Origin of the sequence: Cupriavidus sp. Agwp_2 (genome assembly GCF_040784895.1) — a bacterium.
In the GTDB taxonomy this organism is placed as follows: domain Bacteria; phylum Pseudomonadota; class Gammaproteobacteria; order Burkholderiales; family Burkholderiaceae; genus Cupriavidus.
This window is the reverse complement of record NZ_CP088084.1, coordinates 2,688,757-2,713,363: the sequence shown is the minus strand read 5'-3', so window position 1 is coordinate 2,713,363 and position 24,607 is coordinate 2,688,757. Positions and strand designations below refer to the sequence as shown.

21 protein-coding genes and 1 pseudogene are annotated in these 24,607 nt (G+C 65.4%); 4 read left to right on the top strand and 18 right to left on the bottom strand.

All coding sequences use genetic code 11. From position 1 onward, the window contains the following. Window positions 1-71: 71 nt before the first annotated feature. From LPA45_RS30010 to LPA45_RS29965, 10 genes are all read right to left on the bottom strand, one after another. The gene (locus LPA45_RS30010; RefSeq protein ID WP_317921042.1) at window positions 72-1,658 is read right to left on the bottom strand and encodes an AMP-binding protein; all 1,587 of its coding nucleotides are present in this window, start codon (window positions 1,656-1,658) and stop codon (window positions 72-74) included. Window positions 1,659-1,929: 271 nt separating this feature from the next. Next, the gene (locus LPA45_RS30005; RefSeq protein ID WP_116321769.1) at window positions 1,930-2,367 is read right to left on the bottom strand and encodes a PAS domain-containing protein; all 438 of its coding nucleotides are present in this window, start codon (window positions 2,365-2,367) and stop codon (window positions 1,930-1,932) included. 150 nt (window positions 2,368-2,517) lie between these two features. Beyond that, window positions 2,518-3,768, bottom strand: coding sequence for a formyl-CoA transferase (gene frc, locus LPA45_RS30000; RefSeq protein ID WP_116321768.1), 1,251 nt, complete (start codon window positions 3,766-3,768; stop codon window positions 2,518-2,520). Between the two features lie 55 nt (window positions 3,769-3,823). After that, window positions 3,824-5,563, bottom strand: a complete 1,740-nt coding sequence (oxc, locus tag LPA45_RS29995) for an oxalyl-CoA decarboxylase (RefSeq protein ID WP_367395069.1) — start codon at window positions 5,561-5,563, stop codon at window positions 3,824-3,826. A gap of 728 nt (window positions 5,564-6,291) precedes the next feature. Continuing rightward, the gene (gene pntB, locus LPA45_RS29990; RefSeq protein WP_116321766.1) at window positions 6,292-7,689 is read right to left on the bottom strand and encodes a Re/Si-specific NAD(P)(+) transhydrogenase subunit beta; all 1,398 of its coding nucleotides are present in this window, start codon (window positions 7,687-7,689) and stop codon (window positions 6,292-6,294) included. 25 nt (window positions 7,690-7,714) lie between these two features. Beyond that, window positions 7,715-9,277 (bottom strand): Re/Si-specific NAD(P)(+) transhydrogenase subunit alpha, encoded by a 1,563-nt coding sequence (locus LPA45_RS29985; protein ID WP_116321765.1) that lies wholly within the window; start codon window positions 9,275-9,277, stop codon window positions 7,715-7,717. Between the two features lie 36 nt (window positions 9,278-9,313). Then, complete coding sequence (locus LPA45_RS29980) at window positions 9,314-10,090, bottom strand: fumarylacetoacetate hydrolase family protein (RefSeq protein WP_116321764.1); 777 nt, start codon at window positions 10,088-10,090, stop codon at window positions 9,314-9,316. A gap of 169 nt (window positions 10,091-10,259) precedes the next feature. Next, a complete protein-coding gene (gene frc, locus LPA45_RS29975) occupies window positions 10,260-11,492 on the bottom strand; it encodes a formyl-CoA transferase (RefSeq protein ID WP_116321763.1) in 1,233 nt (410 codons plus the stop codon). Between the two features lie 285 nt (window positions 11,493-11,777). Further along, window positions 11,778-12,497, bottom strand: coding sequence for a GntR family transcriptional regulator (locus LPA45_RS29970; RefSeq protein ID WP_116321762.1), 720 nt, complete (start codon window positions 12,495-12,497; stop codon window positions 11,778-11,780). Window positions 12,498-12,779: 282 nt separating this feature from the next. Continuing rightward, window positions 12,780-13,757 (bottom strand): 2-dehydropantoate 2-reductase, encoded by a 978-nt coding sequence (locus LPA45_RS29965; protein ID WP_116321761.1) that lies wholly within the window; start codon window positions 13,755-13,757, stop codon window positions 12,780-12,782. Between the two features lie 182 nt (window positions 13,758-13,939). Between LPA45_RS29965 and LPA45_RS29960 the strand changes: the two genes are divergently transcribed. The 3 genes from LPA45_RS29960 (at window position 13,940) to LPA45_RS29950 (ending at window position 17,245) form a co-directional block, all read left to right on the top strand. Next, the gene (locus LPA45_RS29960) at window positions 13,940-14,695 is read left to right on the top strand and encodes a TerC family protein (protein WP_116321760.1); all 756 of its coding nucleotides are present in this window, start codon (window positions 13,940-13,942) and stop codon (window positions 14,693-14,695) included. Window positions 14,696-14,825: 130 nt separating this feature from the next. Further along, on the top strand, window positions 14,826-16,427 hold the full coding sequence (locus LPA45_RS29955) for a glucan biosynthesis protein (RefSeq protein WP_317921032.1): 1,602 nt from the start codon (window positions 14,826-14,828) through the stop codon (window positions 16,425-16,427). A 125-nt stretch (window positions 16,428-16,552) separates the two neighbouring features. Next, window positions 16,553-17,245, top strand: a complete 693-nt coding sequence (locus tag LPA45_RS29950; RefSeq protein ID WP_029047007.1) for a GntR family transcriptional regulator — start codon at window positions 16,553-16,555, stop codon at window positions 17,243-17,245. 16 nt (window positions 17,246-17,261) lie between these two features. Here LPA45_RS29950 and LPA45_RS29945 read toward each other — a convergent pair whose 3' ends face one another. The 8 genes and pseudogenes from LPA45_RS29945 to LPA45_RS29910 all read right to left on the bottom strand — a co-directional run bounded on the left by LPA45_RS29945 (window position 17,262) and on the right by LPA45_RS29910 (window position 23,796). After that, window positions 17,262-18,149, bottom strand: a complete 888-nt coding sequence (locus LPA45_RS29945; protein WP_317921028.1) for an EamA family transporter — start codon at window positions 18,147-18,149, stop codon at window positions 17,262-17,264. Window positions 18,150-18,382: 233 nt separating this feature from the next. Then, window positions 18,383-18,568, bottom strand: coding sequence for a hypothetical protein (locus LPA45_RS29940; RefSeq protein ID WP_116321757.1), 186 nt, complete (start codon window positions 18,566-18,568; stop codon window positions 18,383-18,385). Between the two features lie 176 nt (window positions 18,569-18,744). Continuing rightward, window positions 18,745-18,891 (bottom strand): hypothetical protein, encoded by a 147-nt coding sequence (locus tag LPA45_RS29935; RefSeq protein WP_158577714.1) that lies wholly within the window; start codon window positions 18,889-18,891, stop codon window positions 18,745-18,747. A gap of 113 nt (window positions 18,892-19,004) precedes the next feature. Next, the gene (locus LPA45_RS29930; protein ID WP_116321888.1) at window positions 19,005-19,775 is read right to left on the bottom strand and encodes an enoyl-CoA hydratase-related protein; all 771 of its coding nucleotides are present in this window, start codon (window positions 19,773-19,775) and stop codon (window positions 19,005-19,007) included. Beyond that, window positions 19,772-20,590 carry a 2-ketocyclohexanecarboxyl-CoA hydrolase gene (gene badI / locus LPA45_RS29925; protein ID WP_116321889.1) on the bottom strand — a complete coding sequence of 273 codons (819 nt, stop codon included), beginning with the start codon at window positions 20,588-20,590 and terminating at the stop codon, window positions 19,772-19,774. Before badI ends, LPA45_RS29930 begins: the two co-directional genes overlap by 4 nt. Window positions 20,591-20,605: 15 nt before the next feature. Beyond that, a complete protein-coding gene (locus LPA45_RS29920) occupies window positions 20,606-20,851 on the bottom strand; it encodes an SDR family NAD(P)-dependent oxidoreductase (RefSeq protein ID WP_116321890.1) in 246 nt (81 codons plus the stop codon). 27 nt (window positions 20,852-20,878) lie between these two features. Continuing rightward, window positions 20,879-21,731, bottom strand: a pseudogene (locus tag LPA45_RS29915) (AMP-binding protein). 43 nt (window positions 21,732-21,774) lie between these two features. Beyond that, a complete protein-coding gene (locus tag LPA45_RS29910; RefSeq protein ID WP_317921023.1) occupies window positions 21,775-23,796 on the bottom strand; it encodes an FAD-dependent oxidoreductase in 2,022 nt (673 codons plus the stop codon). A gap of 245 nt (window positions 23,797-24,041) precedes the next feature. Between LPA45_RS29910 and LPA45_RS29905 the strand changes: the two genes are divergently transcribed. Further along, the gene (locus LPA45_RS29905; RefSeq protein WP_317921022.1) at window positions 24,042-24,593 is read left to right on the top strand and encodes a MarR family winged helix-turn-helix transcriptional regulator; all 552 of its coding nucleotides are present in this window, start codon (window positions 24,042-24,044) and stop codon (window positions 24,591-24,593) included. Window positions 24,594-24,607 lie beyond the last annotated feature (14 nt).

Here is a 24,607-nt window from a genome sequence, read left to right as displayed (position 1 = left end):
TCCTCCATGGTTGTTGTCCTCGTCTAGCCGCCGGCCCTCTGGCGGAGCCTGGCGGCATGCGTCAGCGGCGCTCAGGCCACCTGCCGTTCCTGCCCGCCCCAGTAGCGGCCGCGGATCGCCTTGCGGTCGATCTTGCCCAGCGCGGTCAGCGGCAGTTCTTCGGCAAACACGACCTGCTTGGGCGCGTTGACCACACCCTTGTGTTGCGTGACATGGCCGATCACGTCGGCCTCGGTCAACGCGGCGCCGGGGCGTGTCACGACGATGGCCGTGACCGACTCGCCCCACTTGGCATCCGGGATGCCGATCACCGCCGACATGGCGATGGCCGGGTGCTGCGCCAGGCAGTGCTCCACCTCGCTCGGGTACACATTGAAGCCGCCGCTGATGATCATGTCCTTGGCGCGGTCGACCAGGTACAGGTAACCCTCGCTGTCGCAGCGCGCCATGTCGCCGGTATGCAGCCAGTCGCTGGCGAAGACTTTCGCGTTTTCTTCCGGCCGATTCAGGTAGCTTTCCATCACCAGCGGCCCGCGCACGCACAGTTCGCCGACCTCGCCCGGCGCGACTTCGCGCAGGTCGGCGTCGAGCAGCCGCACCTGGTTGCCGGCGATGACCTTGCCGCATGAACGCAGCCGTTCCGGACGATCCGGGTCGTGGTCGGCGCGTGGCAGGTAGCTGATGCACATCGGCGCTTCGGCCTGGCCATAGATCTGGCCGAACACCGGGCCAATGCGGCGCAGCGCATCGGCAAGCCGCACCGGCGCGATCGGCGCGGCGCCATAAAGCACCAGTTCCAGGCTGGACAGGTCGGCCGTATCGAGGCCATCGCAGTCGAGCACGCCGTAGATCTGCGTAGGCACCAGGAAAGTCAGGTTGATGCGGTCCTGCGCCACGCGGCGCAGGAAGTCCGCGGGGCTGAACTTGTCGCACAGGTAGACGGTACCGCCGCGCAGCAGCGTCGGCAGGATCATGGCGCCAGACGCGTGCGAGATCGGCGTGGTCACCAGGTAGCGCACCTGCGCCGGCCACTCGTAGGTAGCCAGCATGTACTGCAGCACGGTCACCGTGGTCCGGTGGGTATGCAAGATGCCTTTGGAGCGGCCGGTGGTGCCGCCGGTAAAGGAGATCTTGCTGATTTCCGTGGGATCGTCGCCGGGGATATAGTCGGCGCCATCCATCGCCGCCGCCACGCTGGCCAGCCCGGGGCCGAATTCGCCGTCGTCCAGCGGCAGCACCTGCACCGCGCGGGCACCGGCCAGCGCGCGCGCCCGCTCGGCGAAACGCGCGTTGTCGACCACCAGCGCCGTCACGCCCGCCTCCTGCAGCACGAAGGCGTGATCCGCTTCCGATGCCATCGGATGCAGCGACACGTTCTTCAGCCCGGCCAGCTGCGCGGCGATGATCGCGGCCACCGCTTCGGCGCGGTTGCCGACCAGGAAGGCCACGGCATCCTGCCGCGCCAGCCCTCTGGCGGCGAACAGCCGCGCGAGGCGCGCGCACAGCTGCGCGAGTTCGTCGTAACCCAGCGTGATGTCGTCGCCCACGATGGCCGGCACGCCCGGCCGCGCGCGCAGCGCCGTCGCATAGAGCTGGCCAACGGTCGCGCCGCCGTGCACGCGCGAGACCGCCGGAACGCCTGGGGGCTGAAGGGTCATCTTGTCTCCTCGGTGGCTGTTCTTGTCAGGCGACAATGTAGGGGCCGTTCGGTACCACGTCAATGCTTTTGGTACCGAAAAGGCGGCGTTCGGGCGCATTGAAGCGGCGCGCAAGGCGCGCGGCCGAAAGGGCTTGGGGTATTCCCGGGGACGAAAGGACGGGGTGCAGCGCCGCGGCACTGTGCGACGGCGCTGGCAACAATCAGAAGGGAAAACGCGAATGTTGTGTCCCCTCTCCCATTTATGGGTCATTTATGGGAGAGGTGGAGAATCAGGCCTGTTCCTTGACCTGGTTCTCCAGCTCGACCAGCCGCTTCTTCAGCGCCCGCTCTTCCTGGAAGCGCACGGTCTCGTCGCGGATCACGGCGACGATGCCGGTGATGGCACCCGCGTCGTCCTTGAGCAGCGCCACCGTAAAGGCGATCGACATGGTCTTGCCGTGCTTGTCGACCGCGGGCACCTTCAGCAGGTCATGGCCGTAGCGCGTGATACCGGTGGCCATGGTCTTGTCATAGCCCTCCCAATGGCGCCCGCGCAGTCGCTCGGGAATGATCAGGTCGAGCGACTGGCCCATGGCCTCGGCCTGGGTGAAGCCGAACATGCGCTCGGCGGCGGGGTTCCACAGCGTGATGGCGCCCTTGGCGTCGGAGATGATGACGGCGTCGCCGATGGCGGACACCAGTTGCGCGAAATCGATGGGTTCTGGCATGGGGATTCCCTCTCTGTCGGTCATTGCCGGTTGGGGTATGTTGCCATCAAGGTAGCGCGGCCCGGGGCCACGCTGCAAGCAAAAACGCCGGGGCGGCGCGGTTTGCGCGGCCCCGGCGTACGCCCCGGCACATGTGCCGGGCAGGTGGCGTCAGATCACTTGGGACTCGCGCAGGCGCTTGATGTCGTCCGCGCCGTAGCCCAGGCCGGCCAGCACTTCCTCGCTATGCTCGCCCAGCAGCGGCGAACCGGTGATCTCCGGCTTGAGGTCGGAGAACTTGATCGGGCTGCCCACCGTCAGGTAAGTGCCACGCTCCTTGTGCGGCACCTCGGTGATGCTGCCGCTGGCGCGCAGCGACGGATCGTCGGCGATCTCCTTCATCGACAGCACCGGCGAGCACGGGATGTCATGCTTGCGCAGGATGTCCACCGCCTCGTACTTGGTCTTGTCGGCGAGCCATTCCTCGATGGTGTTGAAGATATCGAAGATATGCGGCTGGCGCGCCTTGGCCGTGGCGTAGTTGGGATCGTCGATCCATTCCGGCTTGCCCAGCGCCTTGCAGATCGGCTCCCAGGCATGGCCCTGGATGGTGAAGTAGATGTAAGCGTTGGGGTCGGTCTCCCAGCCCTTGCACTTGAGCACCCAGCCCGGCTGGCCGCCGCCGCCCGCGTTGCCGCCGCGCGGCACCACGTCGCTGAAGCTGCCATGCGGATACTGCGGGTACTCCTCCAGGAAGCCCAGGCGGTCCAGGCGCTGCTGGTCGCGCAGCTTGACGCGGCACAGGTTCAGCACGGCGTCCTGCATCGACACGGCCACCTTCTGGCCCTTGCCAGTCTTGTCGCGGCCGATCAGCGCGGTCAGGATGCCGATGGCCAGGTGCATGCCAGTGTTGGAGTCGCCCAGGGCCGCGGCGGACACCGTCGGCGGGCCGTCCCAGAAACCGGTGGTCGAAGCCGCACCGCCTGCGCACTGCGCCACGTTCTCATAGACCTTCAGGTCTTCGTAGTGGTGGCCGTCGCTGAAGCCCTTGACCGAAGCCACGATCATCTTCGGGTTCAGTTCGTTGATGCGCTCCCACGAAAAGCCCATGCGGTCCAGCGCGCCCGGGCCGAAGTTCTCGACCAGCACGTCCGACTCGCGGATCAGCTGCTCCAGGATCTTCTTGCCGTCCGGCTTCTTGGTGTCCAGCGTCAGGCTGCGCTTGTTGGAGTTGAGCATGGTGAAGTACAGCGCGTCGACATCCGGGATATCGCGCAGCTGGGTGCGCGTCACGTCGCCGGAACCGGGGCGCTCGACCTTGATCACGTCGGCGCCGAACCATGCCAGCAGCTGCGTGCACGCGGGGCCGGCCTGGACGTGCGTGAAGTCAATGATCTTGATGCCGTTGAGCGGGAGGTTCACTTTCGTTCTCCTATTGGATTAGAGCGGTGAAATTCGGGGGTGAAATTCGGGTGAATTACTTCTTGGCCGAGCTTTGCGGATTCAGATTGGTCAGACGACCGCTTTCGGTGCCAGCAGACGGATCGATGACGGCGTTGACCAGCGTGGGCTTGCCCGACCGCAGGGCTTCGTTCACCGCGGCTTCGAGTTCCGCCGGCGTGGTGACGTTGTGACCGACGCCACCGAACGCTTCCATCATCTTGTCGTAGCGCGCGCCCGGGACGAACGTCGTGACCGCCGGGTCCTTGCCGCCGGTCGGATTCACGTCGATACCCTTGTAGACGCCGTTGTTGTTGAAAATGACGATGCAGACCGGCAGGTTGTAGCGGCAGATCGTCTCGACTTCCATGCCCGAGAAACCAAACGCACTGTCACCGCACAGCGCCAGCACCGGCTTGCTGGTCTCGACCGCCGCGGCGACCGCGTAGCCCATGCCCACGCCCATCACGCCCCAGGTGCCCACGTCCAGGCGCTTGCGCGGCTCGTACATGTCGATCACGGCACGGGCGTAGTCCAGCGTATTGGCGCCTTCGTTGACAAACGAGATGCCCGGATTGGCCTTGACGACATCCTTCAGCACGCCCAGCGCGCCGTGGAAGTTCATCGGCGACGCATCCTTGGCCCTGGCCAGGGTCTCGCCCATCTTCGCCAGGTTCGTGTCCCTGCGGTCGGCCACCGCGTTCAGCCAGTCGGCGCCCGGCTTGGCGAAGTCGTTGCCGACCTTGTCGAGGATCGCTGACACGCACGAACCAATGTCACCGACTACCGGCGCGGCGATGGCGACGTTGCTGTCCATCTCGGTCGCCGCGATATCGATCTGGATGAACTGCTTTGGCTTGCCCCAGGTCTTGCCCTTGCCGTGCGACAGCAGCCAGTTCAGGCGGGCACCGACCAGCAACACCACGTCAGCTTCAGCCAGCACATACGAGCGTGCGGCGGAGGCCGATTGCGGGTGCGTATCGGGCAGCAGGCCCTTGGCCATCGACATCGGCAGGTACGGAATGCCCGTCTTCTCGACCAGCGTGCGGATATCCGCTTCGGCGCGTGCGTACGCAGCACCCTTGCCTACCAGGATCAGCGGGCGCTTGGCGCTCTTCAGCAGCGCGACGGCACGGTCGACCGAGTCCGGGGCAGGCAGTTGGCGCGGGGCCGGATCGACCACCTTGATCAGCGACTTGCGGCCCTTCTCGGCTTCCATCGACTGGCCCAGCAGCTTGGCCGGCAGGTCCAGGTACACACCGCCCGGACGGCCCGACACGGCGGCACGAATGGCACGCGCGATACCGACACCAATGTCTTCAGCGTGCAGCACGCGGAAGGCAGCCTTGGCGTGCGGACGGGCGATGGCCAACTGGTCCATCTCTTCGTAGTCACCCTGCTGCAGATCGACGATCTCGCGCTCGCTCGAGCCGCTGATCAGGATCATCGGGAAGCAGTTGGTGGTCGCATGCGCCAGCGCCGTCAGCCCGTTCAGGAAGCCAGGCGCAGAAACGGTCAGGCAAACGCCCGGCTTTTGCGTGAGAAAGCCGGCAATCGCTGCTGCGTTGCCTGCGTTCTGCTCGTGGCGGAAGCTGATGACGCGCATGCCGTTGGCCTGCGCCAGACGCGCCAGATCGGTGACCGGAATACCGGGCAGGCCATAGATGTTTTCGATGCCGTTCAGCTTCAGCGCGTCGATGACCAGATGAAAACCATCGGTTTGTGCCTGATGTTCTTCCGTGGCGTGACGCTGCAGCTCGTTTCCGACTTCTGCCATGGTTGCTTCCTTCTATACAAATTGACTGGGGTTGGAAATCTTCTATTTCAGGGTGGCTGCCGCGGTGGTGCTCCCGGCCCCCTTCGCTACGACTTCGGACATGCTTGGTCTCCTCCTTGGACTCGTGTTCGTAGTGCGCGGGGGCTGTCCCCTTGCTTCACCCTCTGCCGGTCTGTTCGACCGCTCTTGATGACATACGGTATGTGATATATCAGAGAACGGCAAGCTATTTTCCTACTCTGCGACAAACTTTCGTCAGTGCACTGCAGCAAACTGGTCTCTATCTGCGCTCAAATCAGTGCAATTCCTTAATCTGCGCAATCCATTCCCCCTTTGCACAGATCCAGGAGTTCAATCCGCAAGCTAATTGCACTGGATATCTCAGCCGTCAGATATATTACATGCCACGTTTTCAGGCACTTTGAGGCCATCTAGAAGGCCCGTGATGAACCGTTGCGCAGGGGGCCAGCAGTCTCCTGGCTTTTTTGTATTGCGCCTCGACGGGCACTTACGGGCTTTATGCGGGTGAGTCCTTTACAACTGGACCTGCCCTTGGCCTTGCGGCACATGAATCCGTGGATTGATGCTAACTGAAGCTAAATTAGTCTTGGCTTAAAGTTTTTTATCGTATCTATTCATGACCGCTTATATATTGCGGGAACTGGCATGAATTCGGGTGCAGGAATGCCATCGAGGATTGCCGGTGGCACCCCACCCCTGGAAAACCCCTACGCCGGCGTTTCCTCCAGCTGCCGCAGCAACGCATCGACACTGCCCTTGGCATCGCCAAACCACATGCGCGTGTTGTCCTTGTAGAACAGCGGATTGTCGACTCCCGCGTAGCCCGCCGCCATGCTGCGCTTGGACACCACGACGGTCTTCGCCTTCCACACCTCCAGCACCGGCATGCCGGCGATCGGACTGGCAGGGTCTTCCAGCGCGCCCGGGTTGACGATGTCGTTGGCGCCGACCACCAGCACCACGTCGGCTTTCTCGAAGTCGTCGTTGATCTCTTCCATTTCCAGCACGATGTCGTACGGCACGCGGGCCTCGGCCAGCAGCACGTTCATGTGCCCCGGCAAGCGGCCAGCCACCGGGTGGATGCCGAAGCGGACATTGACCCCCTGCGCGCGCAACCGCCGCGCGATCTCGCTGATGGTGCCCTGCGCCTGCGCCACCGCCATGCCGTAGCCCGGCACGATGATGACCTCGTTGGCATCCTTGAGCAGGCTGCTGACTTCCTCGCTCGACACCGGCAGCACCTCGCCCTGCTCGGTCGCCGTGCCCTGCGCCTGCACCGCGCCGAAGCCGCCCAGGATCACCGACAGGAACTTGCGGTTCATCGCCTTGCACATGATGTAGCTGAGGATGGCGCCGCTCGATCCCACCAGCGCGCCGGTGATGATCAGCAGGTCATTGCCCAGCATGAAGCCGGTCGCCGCGGCCGCCCAGCCGGAGTAGCTGTTCAGCATCGACACCACCACCGGCATGTCGGCGCCGCCGATGGCCAGCACCAGGTGCGCGCCGACCAGCAGCGCGATCCCGGTCATGACCGCCAGCGGCACCAGTCCCTGCTGCGGATCGGCAGCACTCAGGAAGCTGTAGCCCAGCCACACGCACACCACCAGCGCGCCGGCATTAAGCACGTGGCGGCCCGGCAGCAGCATCGGCTTGCCGCCCATGGTGCCCTGCAGCTTGAGGAAGGCGATGATCGACCCGGTAAAGGTGACCGCGCCGATCAGGATGCCGAGGTAGGTCTCGATCTCATGGATCGCCTTTTCGGCGCCGGCCAGCGTGGTGGGTTCGAGGTAGTTGGCGTAGCCGACCAGCACCGCGGCCAGGCCGACGAAGCTGTGCAGCACCGCCACCAGCTGCGGCATCTGCGTCATCTCCACGCGCCTGGCCAGCACCGCGCCGGCGATGCCGCCCACAAGCATCGCGCCGATGATGATGGCGACGCCATCGGGCGTGCCGGCCAGCACGGTGGTCACCACCGCGATCACCATGCCGGCGATGCCGAACAGGTTGCCGCGTTTGGCGGTGGCAGGATGGCTCAGCCCGCTCAGGCTGAGGATGAACAGCGCGCTGGCGCCAAGGTAAGCGATATTGCTGATTCCGGAAGGCATGGCTCGGTCTCCTTTGCCCTTGTGTTCAGTCGCGCTGGAACATCTTCAGCATGCGCTGCGTGACCAGGAAGCCCCCGGCGATATTGATAGTCGCAACCAGCACCGCGCAGCCCGCGATCACAGCCGTCAGCAACGACGGCTTGCCCAGTTGCACCAGTGCCCCCACCACGATGATCCCGCTGATGGCATTGGTCACGCTCATCAGCGGCGTATGCAGCGCGGCGGTGACGTTCCACACCACCTGATAGCCAACGAAGATCGCCAGCACGAACACGGTGAAGTGCGCCATGAAGGCCGGCGGCGCCACAGCCCCGAGGGCGAGCAATGCGATCGCCGCCACCGCGAGCACGGCCAGCTTCACGCCGGTACGGTTCGGCGGCGGGGCGGCTTCCGCCTGCACCGGCGGCGACGCGGCCGGCGCCTGCTGCTGCGGGATCGCCACCGTCAGCGGCGGCGGCGGCCAGGTCACGGTGCCCTGGTGCTGCACCGTCGCGCCGCGGATCATCTCGTCGTCCATGTTGACGACGAGCCGGCCGTCCTTGCCCGGCGTCAGTTCGGTCAACAGGTGGCGGATATTGGTGGCGTAGAGCTGGCTCGACTGCGCCGCCATCCGGCTCGGCAGGTCGGTATAGCCGATGATCGTCACCCCGTTGCGGCGCACGCTTTCGCCCGGCACGGTCAGCACGCAGTTGCCGCCCTGCTCGGCGGCAAGGTCCACCACCACGCTGCCGGAACGCATGAGCCCGACGGTCTCGGGCTGCAGCAGCTTCGGCGCCGGCTTGCCCGGGATCAGCGCGGTGGTGATGATGATGTCCACCTCGCGCGCCTGCTCGGCAAAGAGACGCATCTCCGCCTCGATGAAGGCGGGGCTCATCTCCTTGGCATAGCCGCCGCTGCCACTGCCGTCCTCTTCGATCTCGACGGTCAGGAACTCGGCGCCCAGGCTCTCGATCTGCTGACGCACCACCGGCCGCGTATCGAAGGCACGCACCACCGCGCCCAGGCTGCGCGCCGCGCCGATTGCCGCCAGCCCCGCCACGCCCGCGCCGATCACCAGCACGCGCGCCGGCGGGATCTTGCCCGCGGCGGTGATCTGGCCGGCAAAGGGCCGGCCGAAGGCATGCGCGGCTTCGATCACCGCACGGTAGCCCGCCATATTGGCCATCGAGCTGAGCGCATCCAGCTTCTGCGCGCGCGAGATGCGCGGCACGCAGTCCATCGCCAGCACCGTGGCGCCGCGCTGCGCCAGCCGCTCCAGCAGCGCCATCTGCTGCGCCGGCCAGACAAAGCCGATCAGCGTGGCATGCTTCTTCAGCAGCGCCGCCTCTTCCACGCCGAGGCTGGGGTGGACCTGCGGCGGGCGCACCTTGACCACCACGTCGACCGAGGCCCACAGGCTCGCCGCATCGACGATGGCGGCGCCGGCGGCGCGGTAGTCATCGTCGGAGAAAGAAGCCTCCTGCCCCGCGCCGGTCTCTACCACGACCTGGTAGCCGAGCTTGAGCAGTTCCTTGACCGAGTCCGGGGTGGCGGCAACGCGCCGCTCGCCCGGGTGGACCTCGCGGGGCACACCGATCGTCATTGGCATGGCATTCACCGTAATCGAGTTTGCGTTAGGTCGCGCTCAGCCGCGCACGTGGTTGACCAGCGAGCCGATGCCAGCGATCGACACCTCCACCACCGCGCCATCCTTCATCGAACCCACGCCCAGCGAGGTACCGACGGCAATCACGTCACCGGGCAACAGCGTCAGGTCTTGCGAAATGCGGCTGACCTGCTCTTCCGGCGAGAAGATCATGTCCGACAGCGGATAGTTCTGGCGCTCCACGCCATCGAGCCGCGTCACCACGCTGGCGGCGCGCCAGTCAAAGCCGGTGACAATGGCCGGGCCGACACAGCCAAAGGTGTCGAAGCCCTTGGCGCGCGTCCATTGCGGGAAATTGGGATCGGCGGTGATCAGCTCGGCCGCGGTCACATCGTTGACGATGGTGTAGCCGAAGATATGGGCGCCGGCCTCTCCCACCGACACATTGCGCGCCTTCTTGCCGATGACGATGCCAAGCTCGCCCTCGTAGACGATCTTGCCGTCGTAGCTCTTGGGGCGCTGCACGGCGTCGTTGGGGCCGGCCAGCGACGACGCCGGCTTGATCAGGAACAGCGGGTGCGTCGGCACCGGCTTTTCCAGCTTGCGCGCGAGCGCGTGGAAGTTGTTCCACAGCGCCACCACCTTGCCGGGCTCGCACGGCGCAACCAGCGTCAGCGCCGCGAGTTCATGCACAGCGCCGGTGGGCGCGGGATGGTTGAAACCGTCGCTGTCGTATTCGACGACACGATGTTGATCTTCGAGGCGCCCATGGGCGATGCCGCCGTCAGCGCGGCGAAAGCGTATCCAGGTTTGCACGGGAATGCTCCTTGCGCAGGCAAAGGCGGGCCCTGCCTGCGCCGATATCGGTTGCAGGATTCGATCGAGGAAGAAAGAGGAATTGGCGGGAGGGGCCGCCTGCCGCGCCTGTCGCCCTCGCCGCTGCGGGAACGACTGGCGCCAGCAAGCGCCCCTCAGGCCGGGTGCGTCATACCGCCCCGGCCAGCTTCATCGCCGAGATCTGCGCGGGCGTGCGGCCCAGCCATTCGAGAATCTCGTCGGTATGCTCGCCCAGCAGCGGCGAGCGCTCTACCTGCACCGGCGACGCCGACATCGTGATCGGGCACCCCAGCTGCACATAGTTACCGCGCTGCGGATGCTCCAGCTCGACCAGGTAGCCGCGCTGGTACAGCGACTGGTCCTCGATCAGGTCCTTCATCGACAGGATCGGGCCGCACGGTACATCCACCTCGTTGAGCGCTGCCATCACGTCGAACTTGCTGACCTTGCCGGTCCACTTCTCGATCACGGCGAAGCAATCGGCGAGGTGCTTGAGACGCGCTTCCGGCGTGGCGTAGTCCGGGTTGGTGATCAGGTCCTCGCGGCCACACAGGCGCATCAGCGGCTCCCAGCCCTGCGGCTGGATGATGACGTAGACATAGTCGTTGGGGCCGCCCGGCGCGCAGCGCAGCGCCGCGCCCGGCTGGCCGCCGCCAGAGGCATTGCCGGCGCGCGGCACGTGGTCGCCGAACTCCTGGTTGGGGTATTCGCGCAGCGGGCCGTTGTCCAGGCGCTGCTGGTCGCGCAGCTTGACGCGGCACAGGTTCAGCACCGCATCCTGCATCGCCACCTCCACGCGTTGTCCGCGGCCGGTGTGCTCGCGTTGCAGCAGCGCGGCCAGGATGCCGACCACGCAATGGATGCCAGTGCCCGAGTCGCCGATCTGCGCGCCGGTCACGGTCGGCACGCCTTCGGCATCGCCGGTGGTCGAGGCCGACCCGCCCATGCACTGCGCCACGTTCTCGTACGCCTTGCAGTCAGCATATGGTCCCGGGCCGAAGCCCTTGATCGAGGCATAGACCAGCCGCGGGTTCAGGTCCTGCAGGTGCTCCCAGTCGAAGCCCGCGCGCTCCAGCACACCCGGCCCGAAGTTCTCGATCAGCACGTCGCTTCGCTGTACCAGGTCTTCCAGCAGCGCCTTGCCTTCGGGCGTCTTCATGTTCAGCGTCAGGCTGCGCTTGTTGGAGTTGAGCATGGTGAAGTACAGGCTGTCGGCGTTGGGCACGTCGCGCAGCTGGCTGCGGGTAATGTCCCCGCGGCCGGGCATCTCGACCTTGATCACGTCCGCGCCCAGCCACGCCATCAGCTGCGTGGCCGAGGGGCCTGCCTGGACGTGGGTCATGTCCAGGATACGAACACCTTGCAGTGCCTTGGTTTCCATTGCGAAAGTCTCCTCGGGAGATGGTGATTTTTGTCGCTCCTGATGACATACGGTATGTGATATATCAGAAGAGAGCAAGAGGAGTTTGACGGATGCATCAGAAATATCGACGATGCGGCGCAACATAAGCGCATGATGAGGCACCTTGCGCAAACGTCACTACAGACGCCAGCGCTAAATTCTCACATTGATATATTACATACCATCTGGCGAAATGGCATTCGCGTGAACATCAAACAAAAACGGCGGACCGAAGTCCGCCGATTGTTGCCTTCCCCGCTCGCCTCAGTCGAGGAAGTCGCAGTGCTTCTCCACGTATTCCGCCAGGTCCAGCGAGTGCTGCCGCACCAGCCGCTCGGCCAGCTCGGTATCGCGCTTTTCCAGCGCTTCGATGATGCGCAGGTGATCCACGATCGACCTTGAGGCCCGGTCGCTCTGCGAGATCGTCATCTTCCGGATCGCGCGTACGTGGATAAAGATATTGCGGATCGTGTCCATGATGATCTGCGACTTGGACAGCTGCACGATCGCCTGGTGGAACACGATATTGGCGTCTGAATACTCTTCGATATGCTCCGCCGGCGTCGAATCGCGGAAGCTGTCGAACATGCGGCGCAGCTGGGCGATTTCCTGGTCGGTGGCATTCTGCGTGGCCAGCCGCGCCGCCATGCTCTCCAGCGCCGCCCACATCTGGATCATCTCGACGATCTCGCGCTTGGTCTTGCGCATGATGTAGATGCCCCGGCGCGGCACGGTACGCAGGAAGCCTTCCTGCTCGAGCAGCGTCATGGCTTCGCGGATCGGCGTGCGGCTGACGCCCATGGCTTCGCTCAGCACCCTTTCGTCGAGCCGGATTTCGTCGTGCGACTGGTAGATGTCGGCATCGGCGATGGCCTGCCGCAGCATGGCGTAGGCCTGGTCGCGCAGGCTGGCGCCAGCGTTGATCGGTTGCACGGACAAGGTCAGCCCGTTGGGCTGGACGATGGATTGTGGTTGCGCAGACATGGAATATGCTCGTGTGAGACCGGTGGCGCGGCGGCCGGGATGGCTGCCCGCCACATTTCCGCACAGCTTAGCAAAACGCCCGACTCATTACGAAAATGCATCAAGCAATACGTTGCGGTCATGCATCGGCACCGTCAGCGTGCGCGGTCTGTCGTATATGGTATATCACAATCGTCCTGCCATTTCTTGCCCCAAAGCGGGCCAGGCGCAACATTGGCGCGGCCGGCTCAGGGCGGGAGGGCCAGACCCGCGGCCTCTCCCGTCATCCACTACCGCCGGCGGTTACGCCGCGAGCTTGGCCATCGCATCACGCTGCTTGATCAGGCCCAGCACGGCGTCGCACATCGGCGTCGGTTGCCCGACCAGCCGGCCCATTTCCTGCACCACCGTCAGCAGCGGGTCGATTTCCATGGCCCGCCCGGCCTCCAGGTCCTGCAGCATCGAGGTCTTGTGCGCCCCGACCGCTCCTGCGCCATCGATGCGCCGCTCGACGTCGACGCGGAACTTGACGCCGAAGCGCTCGGCAATGCCCTGCGCTTCCACCATCATCTGGCGCGACAGCGCGCGCGTGGACGGGTCCGAGGTAATGACATCGAGCGTGGCATGGGTCAGCGCGCTGATCGGGTTGAAGCACAGGTTGCCCCACAGCTTCAGCCAGATTTCGTCGCGGATGTTGTCACGCACCGGCGCTTCCAGGTCGGCGGCCATCATCAGTTCGCTGAGCCGCGTAACGCGGGTGGAGCGGCTGCCGTCCGGCTCGCCCAGCGGGAATTTCTTGCCATACACGTGCTTGATCACCCCGGGCGCGACGATCTCGGCAGCGGGATAGACCACGCAGCCGATCGCGCGCTCCGGCCCGAAACCACGCCACTGCCGGGCGCCGGGATCGACGCTTTCCAGCGTCGATCCCGCCAGTTCTCCGCCGTGCTTGTAGAAATACCAGTAAGGAATGCCGTTGACGCCGGTCACGATCGCGGTCTCCGGGCCCAGCAACGGCTGGATCAGGTCGACCACCCCCGGCACCGAGTGCGCCTTCAGCGTGATGAAGACATAGTCCTGTGGCCCCAGCTCGCGCGGATCGCTGGTGCAGCGCACGCGCGCGGCGCGCTCCTCGCCGTCGATCAGCAGCCGCACCCCGTGTTCCTGCATCGCCGCCAGGTGCGGGCCGCGCGCCACGAAGCTGACATCCGCCCCCGCGCGCGCAAGCTGCGCCCCGACATAGCCGCCGATGGCACCCGCGCCGTAGATACACACTTTCATTGCTGTCTCCTTGATGGCTCGATTGGATGTTTTGATATATCACATACTATATTCCACTAACGTGCAAAACAACCTTTATCTTCGCGGACACATTTCGGCAAGCGGCGCTGCGCTAACATGAAGCTTCGTGCGCCTGGAACGATGCCTGGGCGCCGGCTGCTTACTGACACCGGAGCCCGTACATGGAATCGTCGCTGGCATTGCTGCAGGACCCCGCCGCATGGGCGGCGCTGGCCACGCTGGTGGCCATGGAAATCGTGCTGGGGATCGACAACCTGATCTTTATTTCGATCCTCACCAACAAGCTGCCCATAGAGATGCGCGAGAAGGCGCGCAAGATCGGCATCAGCCTGGCGCTGCTGATGCGCCTTGGCCTGCTGGCCACCATCGCCCTCATCGTCAAGCTGACCGAGCCGGTCTTCACGATCCTTGGGCAGGGCCTGTCGTGGCGCGACATCATCCTCATCGCCGGCGGCGCCTTCCTGGTGTGGAAGGCCACCCGCGAGATCCATCACCACGTGACCGCCGAGGAAGAAGGCGAAAGCAACGGCAGCGGCAAGGTGGTGCACAGCTTTGCCGCCGCGATCGGCCAGATCCTGCTGCTGGACCTGGTGTTCTCGATCGACAGCATCATCACCGCGGTCGGCATGACCGAGCATGTCCAGATCATGTTCGTCGCGGTGATCGCCGCCGTGATGGCGATGCTGTTCGCCGCCACGCCGCTGGCCAACTTCATCAACCGCAACCCGACCATCGTGATGCTGGCACTGGCCTTCCTCATGATGATCGGCATGACGCTGATCGCCGAAGGGCTCGGCACACATGTGCCGAAGGGCTATATCTATACGGCGATGGCGTTCTCGGCCGCGGTGGAAGGGCTGAACATGCTGGCGCGGCAGCGGCGCCTGGCGCGCCGCGCGCGGGGCGAGTCCCGCTGAGCGTCCGGCGGCACAATGTGACTCGCGTGCCGCCGCAGGCTGTAACAGACGGTGTCCGAACTTTTCCCGGGAAACGCCGTCTTTTAGAGTGCTCTGCTCAACCCCGGAAACAAAAGGACGCTTTCGCCACATGATGAACCGCCGAACCCTGCTGGTCTCCGCCACCGCCTCCGCCGCCCTGGCCGCGCTGGGCATTACCCCATCGGTGCTGGCGGCCAGCCGGATCAAGCTCGGCGAGGCCCAGCCGTTCGGCTTCGACGCCCTGATCGAGCGTGCACGCGCCCTGGCTGCCAAGCCTTACGCGCCACCGCCCTCACCGCCGGCCGACGTGCTGTCGCGCATCGACTACGACGCCCACGGCAAGATCCGCTTCCGCACCGACGATGCGCTGTTTGCCAAGGGTCCGGGCCAGTTTCCGGTCACCTTCTTCCACCTCGGCACCTTCTTCCGCACCCCCGTGCGCATGCACGTGATCGAGCGCGGCAAGGACGGCGCGGGCCGCGCCCGCGAGATCGTCTATGACGATGCGTACTTCGACATGCCCGCCGACAGCCCCGCGCACAAGCTGCCGCCGGGCAGCGGCTTTGCCGGCTTCCGCTTCCAGGAAAGCCGCCTCGGCGACCAGAAGACGCGCGACTGGCGCAAGAACGACTGGGTCGCCTTCCTCGGGGCCTCTTACTTCCGCGCCATCGGCGACCTGTACCAGTACGGGCTGTCGGCGCGCGGCGTCGCCATCGACGTGGCCGAGGCAGGCACGTCGGAGGAATTTCCGTCTTTCACCCATTTCTGGTTCGAGACCCCGGAAGGCAACGGCGATACCGTCACCGTCTACGCCCTGCTCGACGGCCCCAGCATCTCCGGCGCCTACCGCTTCGTGATGCAGCGCGCCAAGGCCGTGATCATGGACGTGGAATGCGCGCTGTTCCTGCGCAAGGACGTGGGGCGCCTGGGACTCGCGCCGCTGACCTCGATGTACTGGTTCTCGGAAAGCATCAAGGGGGTCGCCGACTGGCGCCCGGAAGTCCACGACTCTGACGGCCTCGCCATCTGGAACGGCGCCGGCGAGCATATCTGGCGCCCGCTCAACAACCCGCCGCAGACCACGGCATCGGCATTCTCCGACGACAACCCCAAGGGGTTCGGCCTGCTGCAGCGCGACCGGCTGTTCGACCACTACCAGGACGGCGTCAACTACGAACGCCGCCCGAGCCTGTGGGTCGAGCCGCGCGACGGCTGGGGCGCCGGCACCGTGCAACTGGTCGAACTTCGCACCGACGACGAGATCCACGACAACATCGTCGCCATGTGGGTTCCCAAGGCGCCCGCCAAGGCCGGCGCGGCCTACCGCCTGCGCTATCGCCTGCACTGGCAGGCCGACGAACCGAACCCGTCGCCGCTGGCGCGCTGCGTGGCCACGCGCCTGGGCAACGGCGGCCAGCCGGGGCAGCCGCGGCCCAAGGGCGTGCGCAAGTTCATGGTCGAGTTCAAGGGCGCGCCGCTGGAAAAACTGCCGTTCGGCGTCAAGCCGGAAGCCGTGCTGACCGCCTCGCGCGGCACCTTTTCCTATGTCTTCACCGAAGCCGTGCCCAACAACGTCGCCGGCCACTGGCGCGCCCAGTTCGACCTGGCCGCCGACGGCAAGGAGCCGGTCGACATCCGCCTGTTCCTGCGCCTGAACGGCAAGCCGCTGTCGGAGACGTGGCTGTACCAGTACCACCCCTACCAGTCGTAAGCCCGCCCAGGGCGCAGCCGGCAGCCGGCGCCGCTTTGCAGGATATTGCGACGCCGTGATGTCAGGCGCGCTTGAGCGGGTATGATGGCTGGCTACGACAGTCAAACCGCACCAGCCAGCCTCACATGATTTCTCAAGAGTTTGCCGGTGCCGCCGACGGCGGCCAGGCTGCATCGCTCCCGCGCTCGGAGCGCGCCTATCAGCAACTGCGCGCCGCCATCCAGGCGGGGCAGCTATCTCCCGGCACCCGGCTGCGCGAAGTGGAACTGGCGGAATCGCTGGGGCTGTCGCGCACGCCGGTGCGCGAAGCGCTGTCTCGGCTGGAATCCGAGGGCCTGGTGGTCAACGAGCCAAACCGGGGCATGATGGTGACCCAGCTCGACGCCAGCATGGTCAGCGAGCTGTATGTGATGCGCGAGGTGCTGGAAGGCACCGCCGCGGCCCTGGCCGCGCGCCATGCCACCGATGTGGAGATTTCGCTTCTGCGCGATATCGTCGAGCGCGACCTGGCGTTCGCCGACGATCCGGACCGGCTGGCGCAGAACAACCGGCTGTTCCACGAGACCCTGCACCGCTGCGCCCATAACCGCTATCTGCTGAAGAACCTGCGCTCGCTGCATGAATCGATGGCGCTGCTCGGCCGCACCACGCTGGCAGTACCCGGCCGCGCGCGCAGCTCGTATGAAGAGCACACCGCGCTGGTCGAAGCGCTGGAAAAACGGGATCCGGCGCAGGCCGAGCAGATCGCCCGGCGCCATATCCAGCAGGCCTACAAGGTGCGGCTGTCGCTCTGGATCCAGGAACAGTCGGGTAGCTGAACCCTGGGAGCGGGCGTCAGGCAGCCGCTTGTGCCCGCGCCGTGCGCAGCGTGCCGACGCTCAGCACGGCCAGCGCCAGCAGGATCAAGATCACCGCATACAGCGTCTGCGGCGCGATCAGCTCCCCACCCAGCCAGGCGCCCATCGCCAGCGCCACCGGCGGATTGACGTAGACGTAGCTCGTCGACAGCGTCTGGCTGACCGTCGCCACCAGGTACATGTAGGCCGAGAACGCCACCAGCGAACCCGCCACCACCAGATAGACCCAGGCCCAGCCAGCCTGCGCGCTGATCGACGACAGCGACGCCGGCCACGGCTCCTGCCGCAGCGCCGACAGCACCATCAGCACCACCCCGCCGATCAACATTTCCGCGGCAAAGGCCGCGGCGCCCTGCGGCAGTTCGAGCCGGCGCACCAACTGCGAGCCGAACGACCAACTCGCCACCGCCAGCATCAGCGCCACCACGCCGCCCGTGCTGACGCGGAATTCCGCCCCCGCGGTCAGCACCAGGATGCCCGTGCTGCCGATTGCAATCGCCACATACTCATACCATTTCGGGCGCTGGCCGAAGCAGGCTGCCCAGATCAGCGCATAGATCGGCATCGAGCCGATCATCACCGTCGTCGCGCCCGAGGAGATGGTCTGCTCGGCAATCGCGGTCAATCCCATGCCGCCTACCAGCAGGAACAGCGCCGGCACCGCGCAGTTGCGCAGCAACCGCCACGACGGCATCGGCGTGCCGCGCCACGCCAGCCAGGCGCTCAGCAGCAGGCCCGCACAGAGAAAGCGCGTACCCGTCATGAACAGCGGCGGAAAGCTCTCCAGCGTAAAGCGGATCGCCAGGTAGGTCGTACCCCAGACCACGTAAGTGATCAGCAGGCACACGAGGACAAGCGGGGGCATGGTCGCGGACGGTTCTGCAAAGGCATCCAAGATAGCCCCTGGCCGCGCCGCGACAAAATGAAAAGGTCTGGCAAGCCTTGTCAGAGTTGCTCACAAGGCACGTCGACCTGCAGTGCGTGAAACGCGCAGGCAAAACAAAACCGGCCGCGTCTTGCCCATCGCGGGCGCGCGTCTGGCCGGTTCTCAACGCAGCCACAAGGGGCCGCGGGTACTGCAATACTGCTGGAAACTGCTTAGCCGTTGGCGTAGACCACCTTGGCCTTGCGGGCTTGCGACTGCAGGCGAGCAATGGTTTCCTGCACGGCGGCGATGGCACGCTTGGCGTCCTGCACGAAGCCCAGGCTTTGCTTGCCCAGCTCACGCTCGATGAGGTCACGTTCCAGTTGATCGGTCAGCTTGATATCGGATTGGGTGTTCATGGCTTCCTTCCTTACTTGCTTCGAGGGATTACCCTCATGGGGTTTTCCCGAATTGTAGCAAAGGAATTGTCGCATTGCAGCATTAGGTGATAGTACGTATGCGGGAAAGCAACGGTGTGTTAACGGGAAGCCCGCCGCAAAGTGGCCTTTGAGCGGCTCAGGCGGCCGACAACAACTCAGGTGCCGGAGAACGTGGGCGGGCGCTTCTCGCTGAACGCATGAACGCCTTCCTGGTAGTCCTGGCTCCAGCCTAGCTCCCGGATAGAGGTAGCCTCCATCGACAACTGCTGTTCAAATGAATGCACCGCGGCGGCAAGCATCATGGATTGACCCTCATACATGGAGTGGTGCCGGTTGCGCCCTGGCCGCCACCAGCCGCGCGGGCGTTGAGCGCCGTGCCGGCACCATCGGCACCCCCGCTCCTTCAGGAGATACGTTATCTGCCGGTGAACTGCGGCGCGCGTTTGGCGAGAAATGCTCCGATGCCTTCCCGCGCGTCGTCGGTGCGCGTGGCGCGCGAGAACAATTCAGCCTCCGCGCGCAGGCCGGCATCCAGGTCCAGCCGTGCCGCGGACAACACCGCCTCACGAGCCAGATGAAAGGCTGAAGGCCGGCCTTCCGAGACTTCAGCCAGGTGTGCCTTGCCGACAGCGACCGGGTCGCCGCCCTCGACCAGCCGGTCGACCAGGCCGATTTCCAGTGCCTCGTCTGCGGCAATCATTCGGCCGGTAGTAATCAGATCCAGCGCCCGTGTTGTGCCGACCAGCCGTGGCAGCCGTTGCGTGCCGCCGTAGCCCGGGATCAGGCCGAGCTTGATCTCAGGTAGCCCGAGGTTCGCGCCGGCCAGCGCCACGCGGTAGCTGCATGCCATGGCAAGCTCGAGGCCGCCCCCAAGCGCCAGGCCACGGATGACCGCAACACTTGGCATGCTGAGCGCAGCCAGCTTGGAGAGCACCCCCTGCCCGAACACCGAGCCATCCAGGTGCTGAGCCGGCGTGCGGTCCTGCAATTCCGCAATGTCGGCACCGGCGCAGAATGCGCGATCGCCGGCGCCGACAATGACAACGCCGCGCGCATCAGACCGTTCGATGTCATCGACATAGCCCGACAAGGTCTTGAGCATGTCGACGTTCAGGGCATTGAGGGCGGCTGGCCGATCGATCGTCAGCACGGCGAGTTCGCCGTCATAGCGCAGGCTGATGGTCATGCCTCGCCTCCGCCAGCGGCTTTGCGCTTGCCTTCATAGACTTCGCGAAAGCGCGGCTTGCGCTTTTCGAGGAAGGCGCGCACGCCCTCCTGCGATTCGTCAGTCTCGTAGTACAGCGCCAGTGCCTGCATGCCCAGGCCGCCGATGCCGCGGATCGAATCGGTGTCGGCGTTGAACGAACGCTTGGCGATGGCCAGTGCCGTGGGGCTCATGGCCAGGATTTCCTGGCACCATTTATCGACTTCCGCGTCGAGCTGGTCGTGCGGCACGACGGCATTCACCAGTCCCATGTTCAGGGCCTCCGCCGCGGTGTAGCGCCGGCACAGGAACCAGATCTCGCGCGCCCGCTTCTCCCCCACGACACGCGCCAGCAGCGCCGTGCCAAACCCCGGGTCGACCGAGCCAACCTTCGGCCCCACCTGGCCCAGCTGCGCGGTATCGGAGGCAATGGCCAGGTCGCAGCATGTGACCAGCACATTGCCGCCGCCAATGGCATAGCCATTGACGCGCGCGATCACCGGCTTCGGGCATTCGCGGATCATGCCTTGCAGTTCTTCGACCGGCAGGCCGATCACGCCGCGCCCGTCGTAGCCGCCGTCATGCGCCGACTGGTCGCCGCCGGTACAGAATGCCTTGTCGCCGGCGCCCGTCAGCACGACCACGCCGACGGATTTGTCCCACGATGCGGCGTTCAGGGCATCGATCAGCTCGTCGCAGGTCTTCCCGCGGAACGCGTTGTATTTCTCCGGGCGGTTGATCGTGATGCGCGCCACGCCGGCACGCATTTCATAAAGGATATCGGTGTATTGGCTCATGGTGTGCGCTTGCCTTTAGCCGTGCTGCGCAACGGTGTCGATTGCCTGCTTCACCGCGCCGTGGTCGGTGATATCGACCTTGACGGCGGTGACGCTCGCCCCGCTTGGCTTGAGCGCTGCGCCGAGCTGCTCCAGCGCATCGGCATTGACGTCGACGGCGACCACGCGCGCCTCTTCTTCGCAGAACCGCTGGCACAGCGCCTTGCCAATCCCACCGGCCGCACCGGTGATGACGACCACCTTGTCGTTCAGACCTCGCATACTGCTATCTCCTGAGTGAATTCGTGACTAAGTCCGGCTGGCTACCGCTGCGGCAGCCAGCTTGCGCAGGACAAATTTCTGAAGCTTGCCGGTCGCCGTGCGCGGCAGCGTTTCAAATACGATATGGCGCGGCGTCTTGAAGCCGGGCAGCCGCTCGCGGCAATAGCGGATCACCTCTTCCGCGCTCAGTGCTCCCGCGAACTGCGGCTTCAGCTCCAGCAGGGCGCACGGGACTTCGCCCCATTTGGCGTCCGGCACCGCCACCACCGCCGCGGCCTGGATGGCCGGACGCGTGTACAGCACCTCCTCGACTTCCAGCGAAGAGATGTTCTCGCCGCCGGAGATGATGATGTCCTTGGCCCGGTCCTTGATCTCGATATAGCCGTCGCCATGCACCACGGCGAGTCGCCGCTGTGGTACCAGCCGCCGGGATCGATGATGTCGACGATCCGGATCTCGCGGCCGGACTGGCTGACGGCCTCGCGCGCGACGGCGGCGAGCTGGCTGTCGACCAACAGCAGGCGCGTCTCGGAATGCTGGAGGATGAAGGCAATGGCCGGTGCGTCGAGGCGGATGTTGATGCTGTTCAGCACGGCGCCAGACAGCGGCACGCCGAAGTGCGCCTCGAGCATTTCCGGAATGTCGGCGCAAGGATCGATACCGTGTCGCCGCGCTCGATGCCGGCCGCGATCAGCGCCCTGGCGAGGGTGTAGCAGCGCTGTGCATACTGCCGCCAGGTATAGCGCCGGTCCCGATAAATCACGGCGGCGCGCTCCGGGAACACGTCCGCGGCGCGCTTGAGGAAATGCAGCGGCGTCAGGGGTTGGAAATTAGCCTGGCACTTCTCCAGGCCCTGGTCGTATTTGGTGGGCACGAGCATCTCCTGCGGGAAAGCTGGCGGGGTCAGTGGGTTAAAGGTGAACTCAGAGGGCGACAGCGAGCCGGGTGGCCTGGTCGATGGCGCGCAGCGCGTCAAGCTCGCTGGCGACATCGGCGCCCCCGATCAGGCGGGGCTTGAGACCACGTGCCACCAGCTCGTCGTACAGCGTGCGGTTCGGGTTCTGCCCCGCGCACAGGACGACGTGATCGACGGGAAGCACATGCGGCTTGCCCTGGACCGTGTAGTGCAGGCCTTCATCATCGATGGCGTCATAGGTCGCGCCCGCCGTCATGCCGACATTAGCCTTGCGCAGCCTGGCCTTCAGGATCCAGCCGGTGGACTTGCCCAGGCGCTTGCCGAGGGGCTCGTCCTTGCGCTGGAACATGAAGACGCTGCGGCGCGGCGCGTCCGGCTCGGCCGCCGCGGTCAGGCCGCCGGGCGTGACGCTCTTCGGATCCACGCCCCATGCACGGAAGAAAGCCTGCGGATCGAGGGATTCCTCGGCATCGCCAAGCAGGAATTCGGCAACGTCGAAGCCGATCCCGCCCGCGCCGATGATGGCCACGCGCTGCCCAGGCGTGACCTTGCCGCTCAGCACGTCGAGATAGGACACGGCTTTGGGATGATCCGCGCCGATGAAGTCCGGCACTCGCGGCGACACGCCGGTGGCCAGCACGATCTCATCGAAATTGCCCGTGGCAAGCGCCTCGGGCGTGGCGGCCTCGCCCAGCCGCAGCGTCACCTTCAGCTTGTCCAGCCTGACGCGGAAATAGCGCAGCATCTCGTGGAACTCGGCCTTGCCGGGCACCATCTTGGCCAGGTTGAGCTGGCCGCCGAGCTGGGCCTCCGCTTCGAACAGCGTGACGCGGTGGCCGCGCTCCGTGGCGTTGATCGCAAACGCCATCCCGGCCGGCCCTCCGCCCACCACGGCGATCCGCTTCGGGGCCGCCACGACCCCAATGGGAAATTCGATTTCCCGACCGGCGCGCGGGTTGACGAGGCACGTCGCGGTGCGCTCGGTGAAAATGCGGTCCAGGCAGGCCTGGTTGCAAGCGATGCAGGTATTGATCTCGTCGGTGATGCCAAGCCGCGCCTTGCGCGCGAAATCCGGATCGGCTAGCAGCGGCCGCGCCATGGACACCAGGTCGGCAACGCCCGCGGCGATCACCTGTTCGGCGGCGTCGGGCGCATTGATCCGGTTCGAGGCCATGACGGGAATACCCACCGCCTGCTTGACGTTCTTCACGGCCTCGCTCCACGCCGCCCGCGGCACGGTGGCCGCAATGGTCGGCACCGCCGACTCATGCCAGCCCACCCCGGTGTTGATCAGGTCTGCACCGGCGGCTTCGACCTGCCTGGCGAATTCGGCCACTTCGTCACCGGTCATGCCGCCCTCGACCAGATCGATCGCGGAAATGCGGTAGACCAGCATCGGATCGCGGCCGATCCGCTCGCGCACCGCGCCGATGACTTCCAGCGGGAAGCGGATGCGCGCGGCGAAGTTGCCGCCGAACTCATCGTCACGCCGGTTGGTCGGCGCGGCGGTGAATTCGTTGATCAGGTATCCCTCCGAGCCCATGATCTCGACACCGTCATAGCCGGCTTCGATCGCCAGCGCCGCGGTATGGGCAAAGTCGTCGATCGTCTTCCAGACCTCGTCCGTGCTCAGCGCGTGCGGCAAAAAAGTATTGATACGCGCCTTGCCCGGCGACGGGGCCACGCACTCCGGCACCTTGGCATAGCGGCCGGCATGCAGGATCTGCAGCACGATCTTGCCGCCCGCCTCATGCACGGCACTGGTCACGGCGCGATGCTCGTCAAGCTGGCCGGCGCTGTTGAACAGCGGCCCGCCCGCCTCCATGACCCCTTCCGGATTGGGCGAGAAACCGCCGCTCAGGATCAGCCCGATCTCGCCCCTGGCGCGCTCCGCATAGAAGGCGGCAAGGCGCTCGTGCGGCCGGTCAAGCGTCTCAAGCCGCGTATGCATCGCACCCATCACCATCCGGTTGGGAATGACGTGGCTACCTGTCCTCAGCGGCGTCAGGATCTTGTCGAGTGTCTCCATGGGGTCCTCGTTTGTTCTGGTGGTTGCGTGAACACATACTAGGCACCCCACGAATATACGTCAAGTACTTGACATAGTTTTACGTGAAATCAGCATTTCATCCGAACAATCATGCAATCTACATGTCATACATTCTGAATAATCACTTATCCGGCGCATCCGGCATTCCGGCGCGGGCGGCACCCCCGGCCGTAGAATGTCGCCATCCCGCCTGCCCCCCGCTGCGCGACCCGCAGCTCCCAGCCATGACCAGTTCCGACCCCTCCTATGACCAGTCCGTCTCGTCCGTCCACAACCGCCTGTTCTTCCGGCTGTTTCAGGCGGGCAATACGCTGGACCGGCAGACCATCAAGTACCTGGGCATCACCACGGTGCAGTGGTCGGTGCTGGGCGCGCTGACGCGGCCGCAAGCCGCGCAAGGCATGTCGTTCTCGGAGCTGGCCGAATACCTGGTGGTCAGCCGGCAAAGCCTCGATGGCGTGCTCAAGCGCCTGGAGCGCGACGAACACGTGGTGCGGGTGGCTGACACCGTGGACCGGCGCGCCAAGAATGTGGTGCTGACCCCGAAGGGTCGTGCGTTCTGGTCCAGCCTGCAGCCCCGGATCTATGAGTTCTATCGCCAGGCCCTGGCGAGCTTCCGGTTCGACGACAAGGTTTCGCTGGTGCACTTCCTGAACCAGCTCAATGGCGGCATGGCCGATGTGCACCTTGACGGCGCCGAGGGTGGCGCCGGCGCGGAAGCCGACGCTGCAGAGGCGCCGGAAAAGCGGACTGCATCGCGTTCCGATTTTTCATGAATCCATAGCAGCGG

Coding starts and splice junctions, on each gene's coding strand:
- LPA45_RS30010 (WP_317921042.1), bottom strand. CDS start 1,658: ATGACCCTTCAGCCCCCAGGCGTTCCGGCGGTCTCGCGCGTGCACGGC.
- LPA45_RS30005 (WP_116321769.1), bottom strand. CDS start 2,367: ATGCCAGAACCCATCGATTTCGCGCAACTGGTGTCCGCCATCGGCGAC.
- oxc (WP_367395069.1), bottom strand. CDS start 5,563: ATGGCAGAAGTCGGAAACGAGCTGCAGCGTCACGCCACGGAAGAACAT.
- pntB (WP_116321766.1), bottom strand. CDS start 7,689: ATGCCTTCCGGAATCAGCAATATCGCTTACCTTGGCGCCAGCGCGCTG.
- LPA45_RS29985 (WP_116321765.1), bottom strand. CDS start 9,277: ATGCCAATGACGATCGGTGTGCCCCGCGAGGTCCACCCGGGCGAGCGG.
- frc (WP_116321763.1), bottom strand. CDS start 11,492: ATGGAAACCAAGGCACTGCAAGGTGTTCGTATCCTGGACATGACCCAC.
- LPA45_RS29970 (WP_116321762.1), bottom strand. CDS start 12,497: ATGTCTGCGCAACCACAATCCATCGTCCAGCCCAACGGGCTGACCTTG.
- LPA45_RS29965 (WP_116321761.1), bottom strand. CDS start 13,757: ATGAAAGTGTGTATCTACGGCGCGGGTGCCATCGGCGGCTATGTCGGG.
- LPA45_RS29960 (WP_116321760.1), top strand. CDS start 13,940: ATGGAATCGTCGCTGGCATTGCTGCAGGACCCCGCCGCATGGGCGGCG.
- LPA45_RS29955 (WP_317921032.1), top strand. CDS start 14,826: ATGATGAACCGCCGAACCCTGCTGGTCTCCGCCACCGCCTCCGCCGCC.
- LPA45_RS29950 (WP_029047007.1), top strand. CDS start 16,553: ATGATTTCTCAAGAGTTTGCCGGTGCCGCCGACGGCGGCCAGGCTGCA.
- LPA45_RS29945 (WP_317921028.1), bottom strand. CDS start 18,149: ATGCCCCCGCTTGTCCTCGTGTGCCTGCTGATCACTTACGTGGTCTGG.
- LPA45_RS29940 (WP_116321757.1), bottom strand. CDS start 18,568: ATGAACACCCAATCCGATATCAAGCTGACCGATCAACTGGAACGTGAC.
- LPA45_RS29935 (WP_158577714.1), bottom strand. CDS start 18,891: ATGATGCTTGCCGCCGCGGTGCATTCATTTGAACAGCAGTTGTCGATG.
- LPA45_RS29930 (WP_116321888.1), bottom strand. CDS start 19,775: ATGACCATCAGCCTGCGCTATGACGGCGAACTCGCCGTGCTGACGATC.
- badI (WP_116321889.1), bottom strand. CDS start 20,590: ATGAGCCAATACACCGATATCCTTTATGAAATGCGTGCCGGCGTGGCG.
- LPA45_RS29920 (WP_116321890.1), bottom strand. CDS start 20,851: ATGCGAGGTCTGAACGACAAGGTGGTCGTCATCACCGGTGCGGCCGGT.
- LPA45_RS29910 (WP_317921023.1), bottom strand. CDS start 23,796: ATGGAGACACTCGACAAGATCCTGACGCCGCTGAGGACAGGTAGCCAC.
- LPA45_RS29905 (WP_317921022.1), top strand. CDS start 24,042: ATGACCAGTTCCGACCCCTCCTATGACCAGTCCGTCTCGTCCGTCCAC.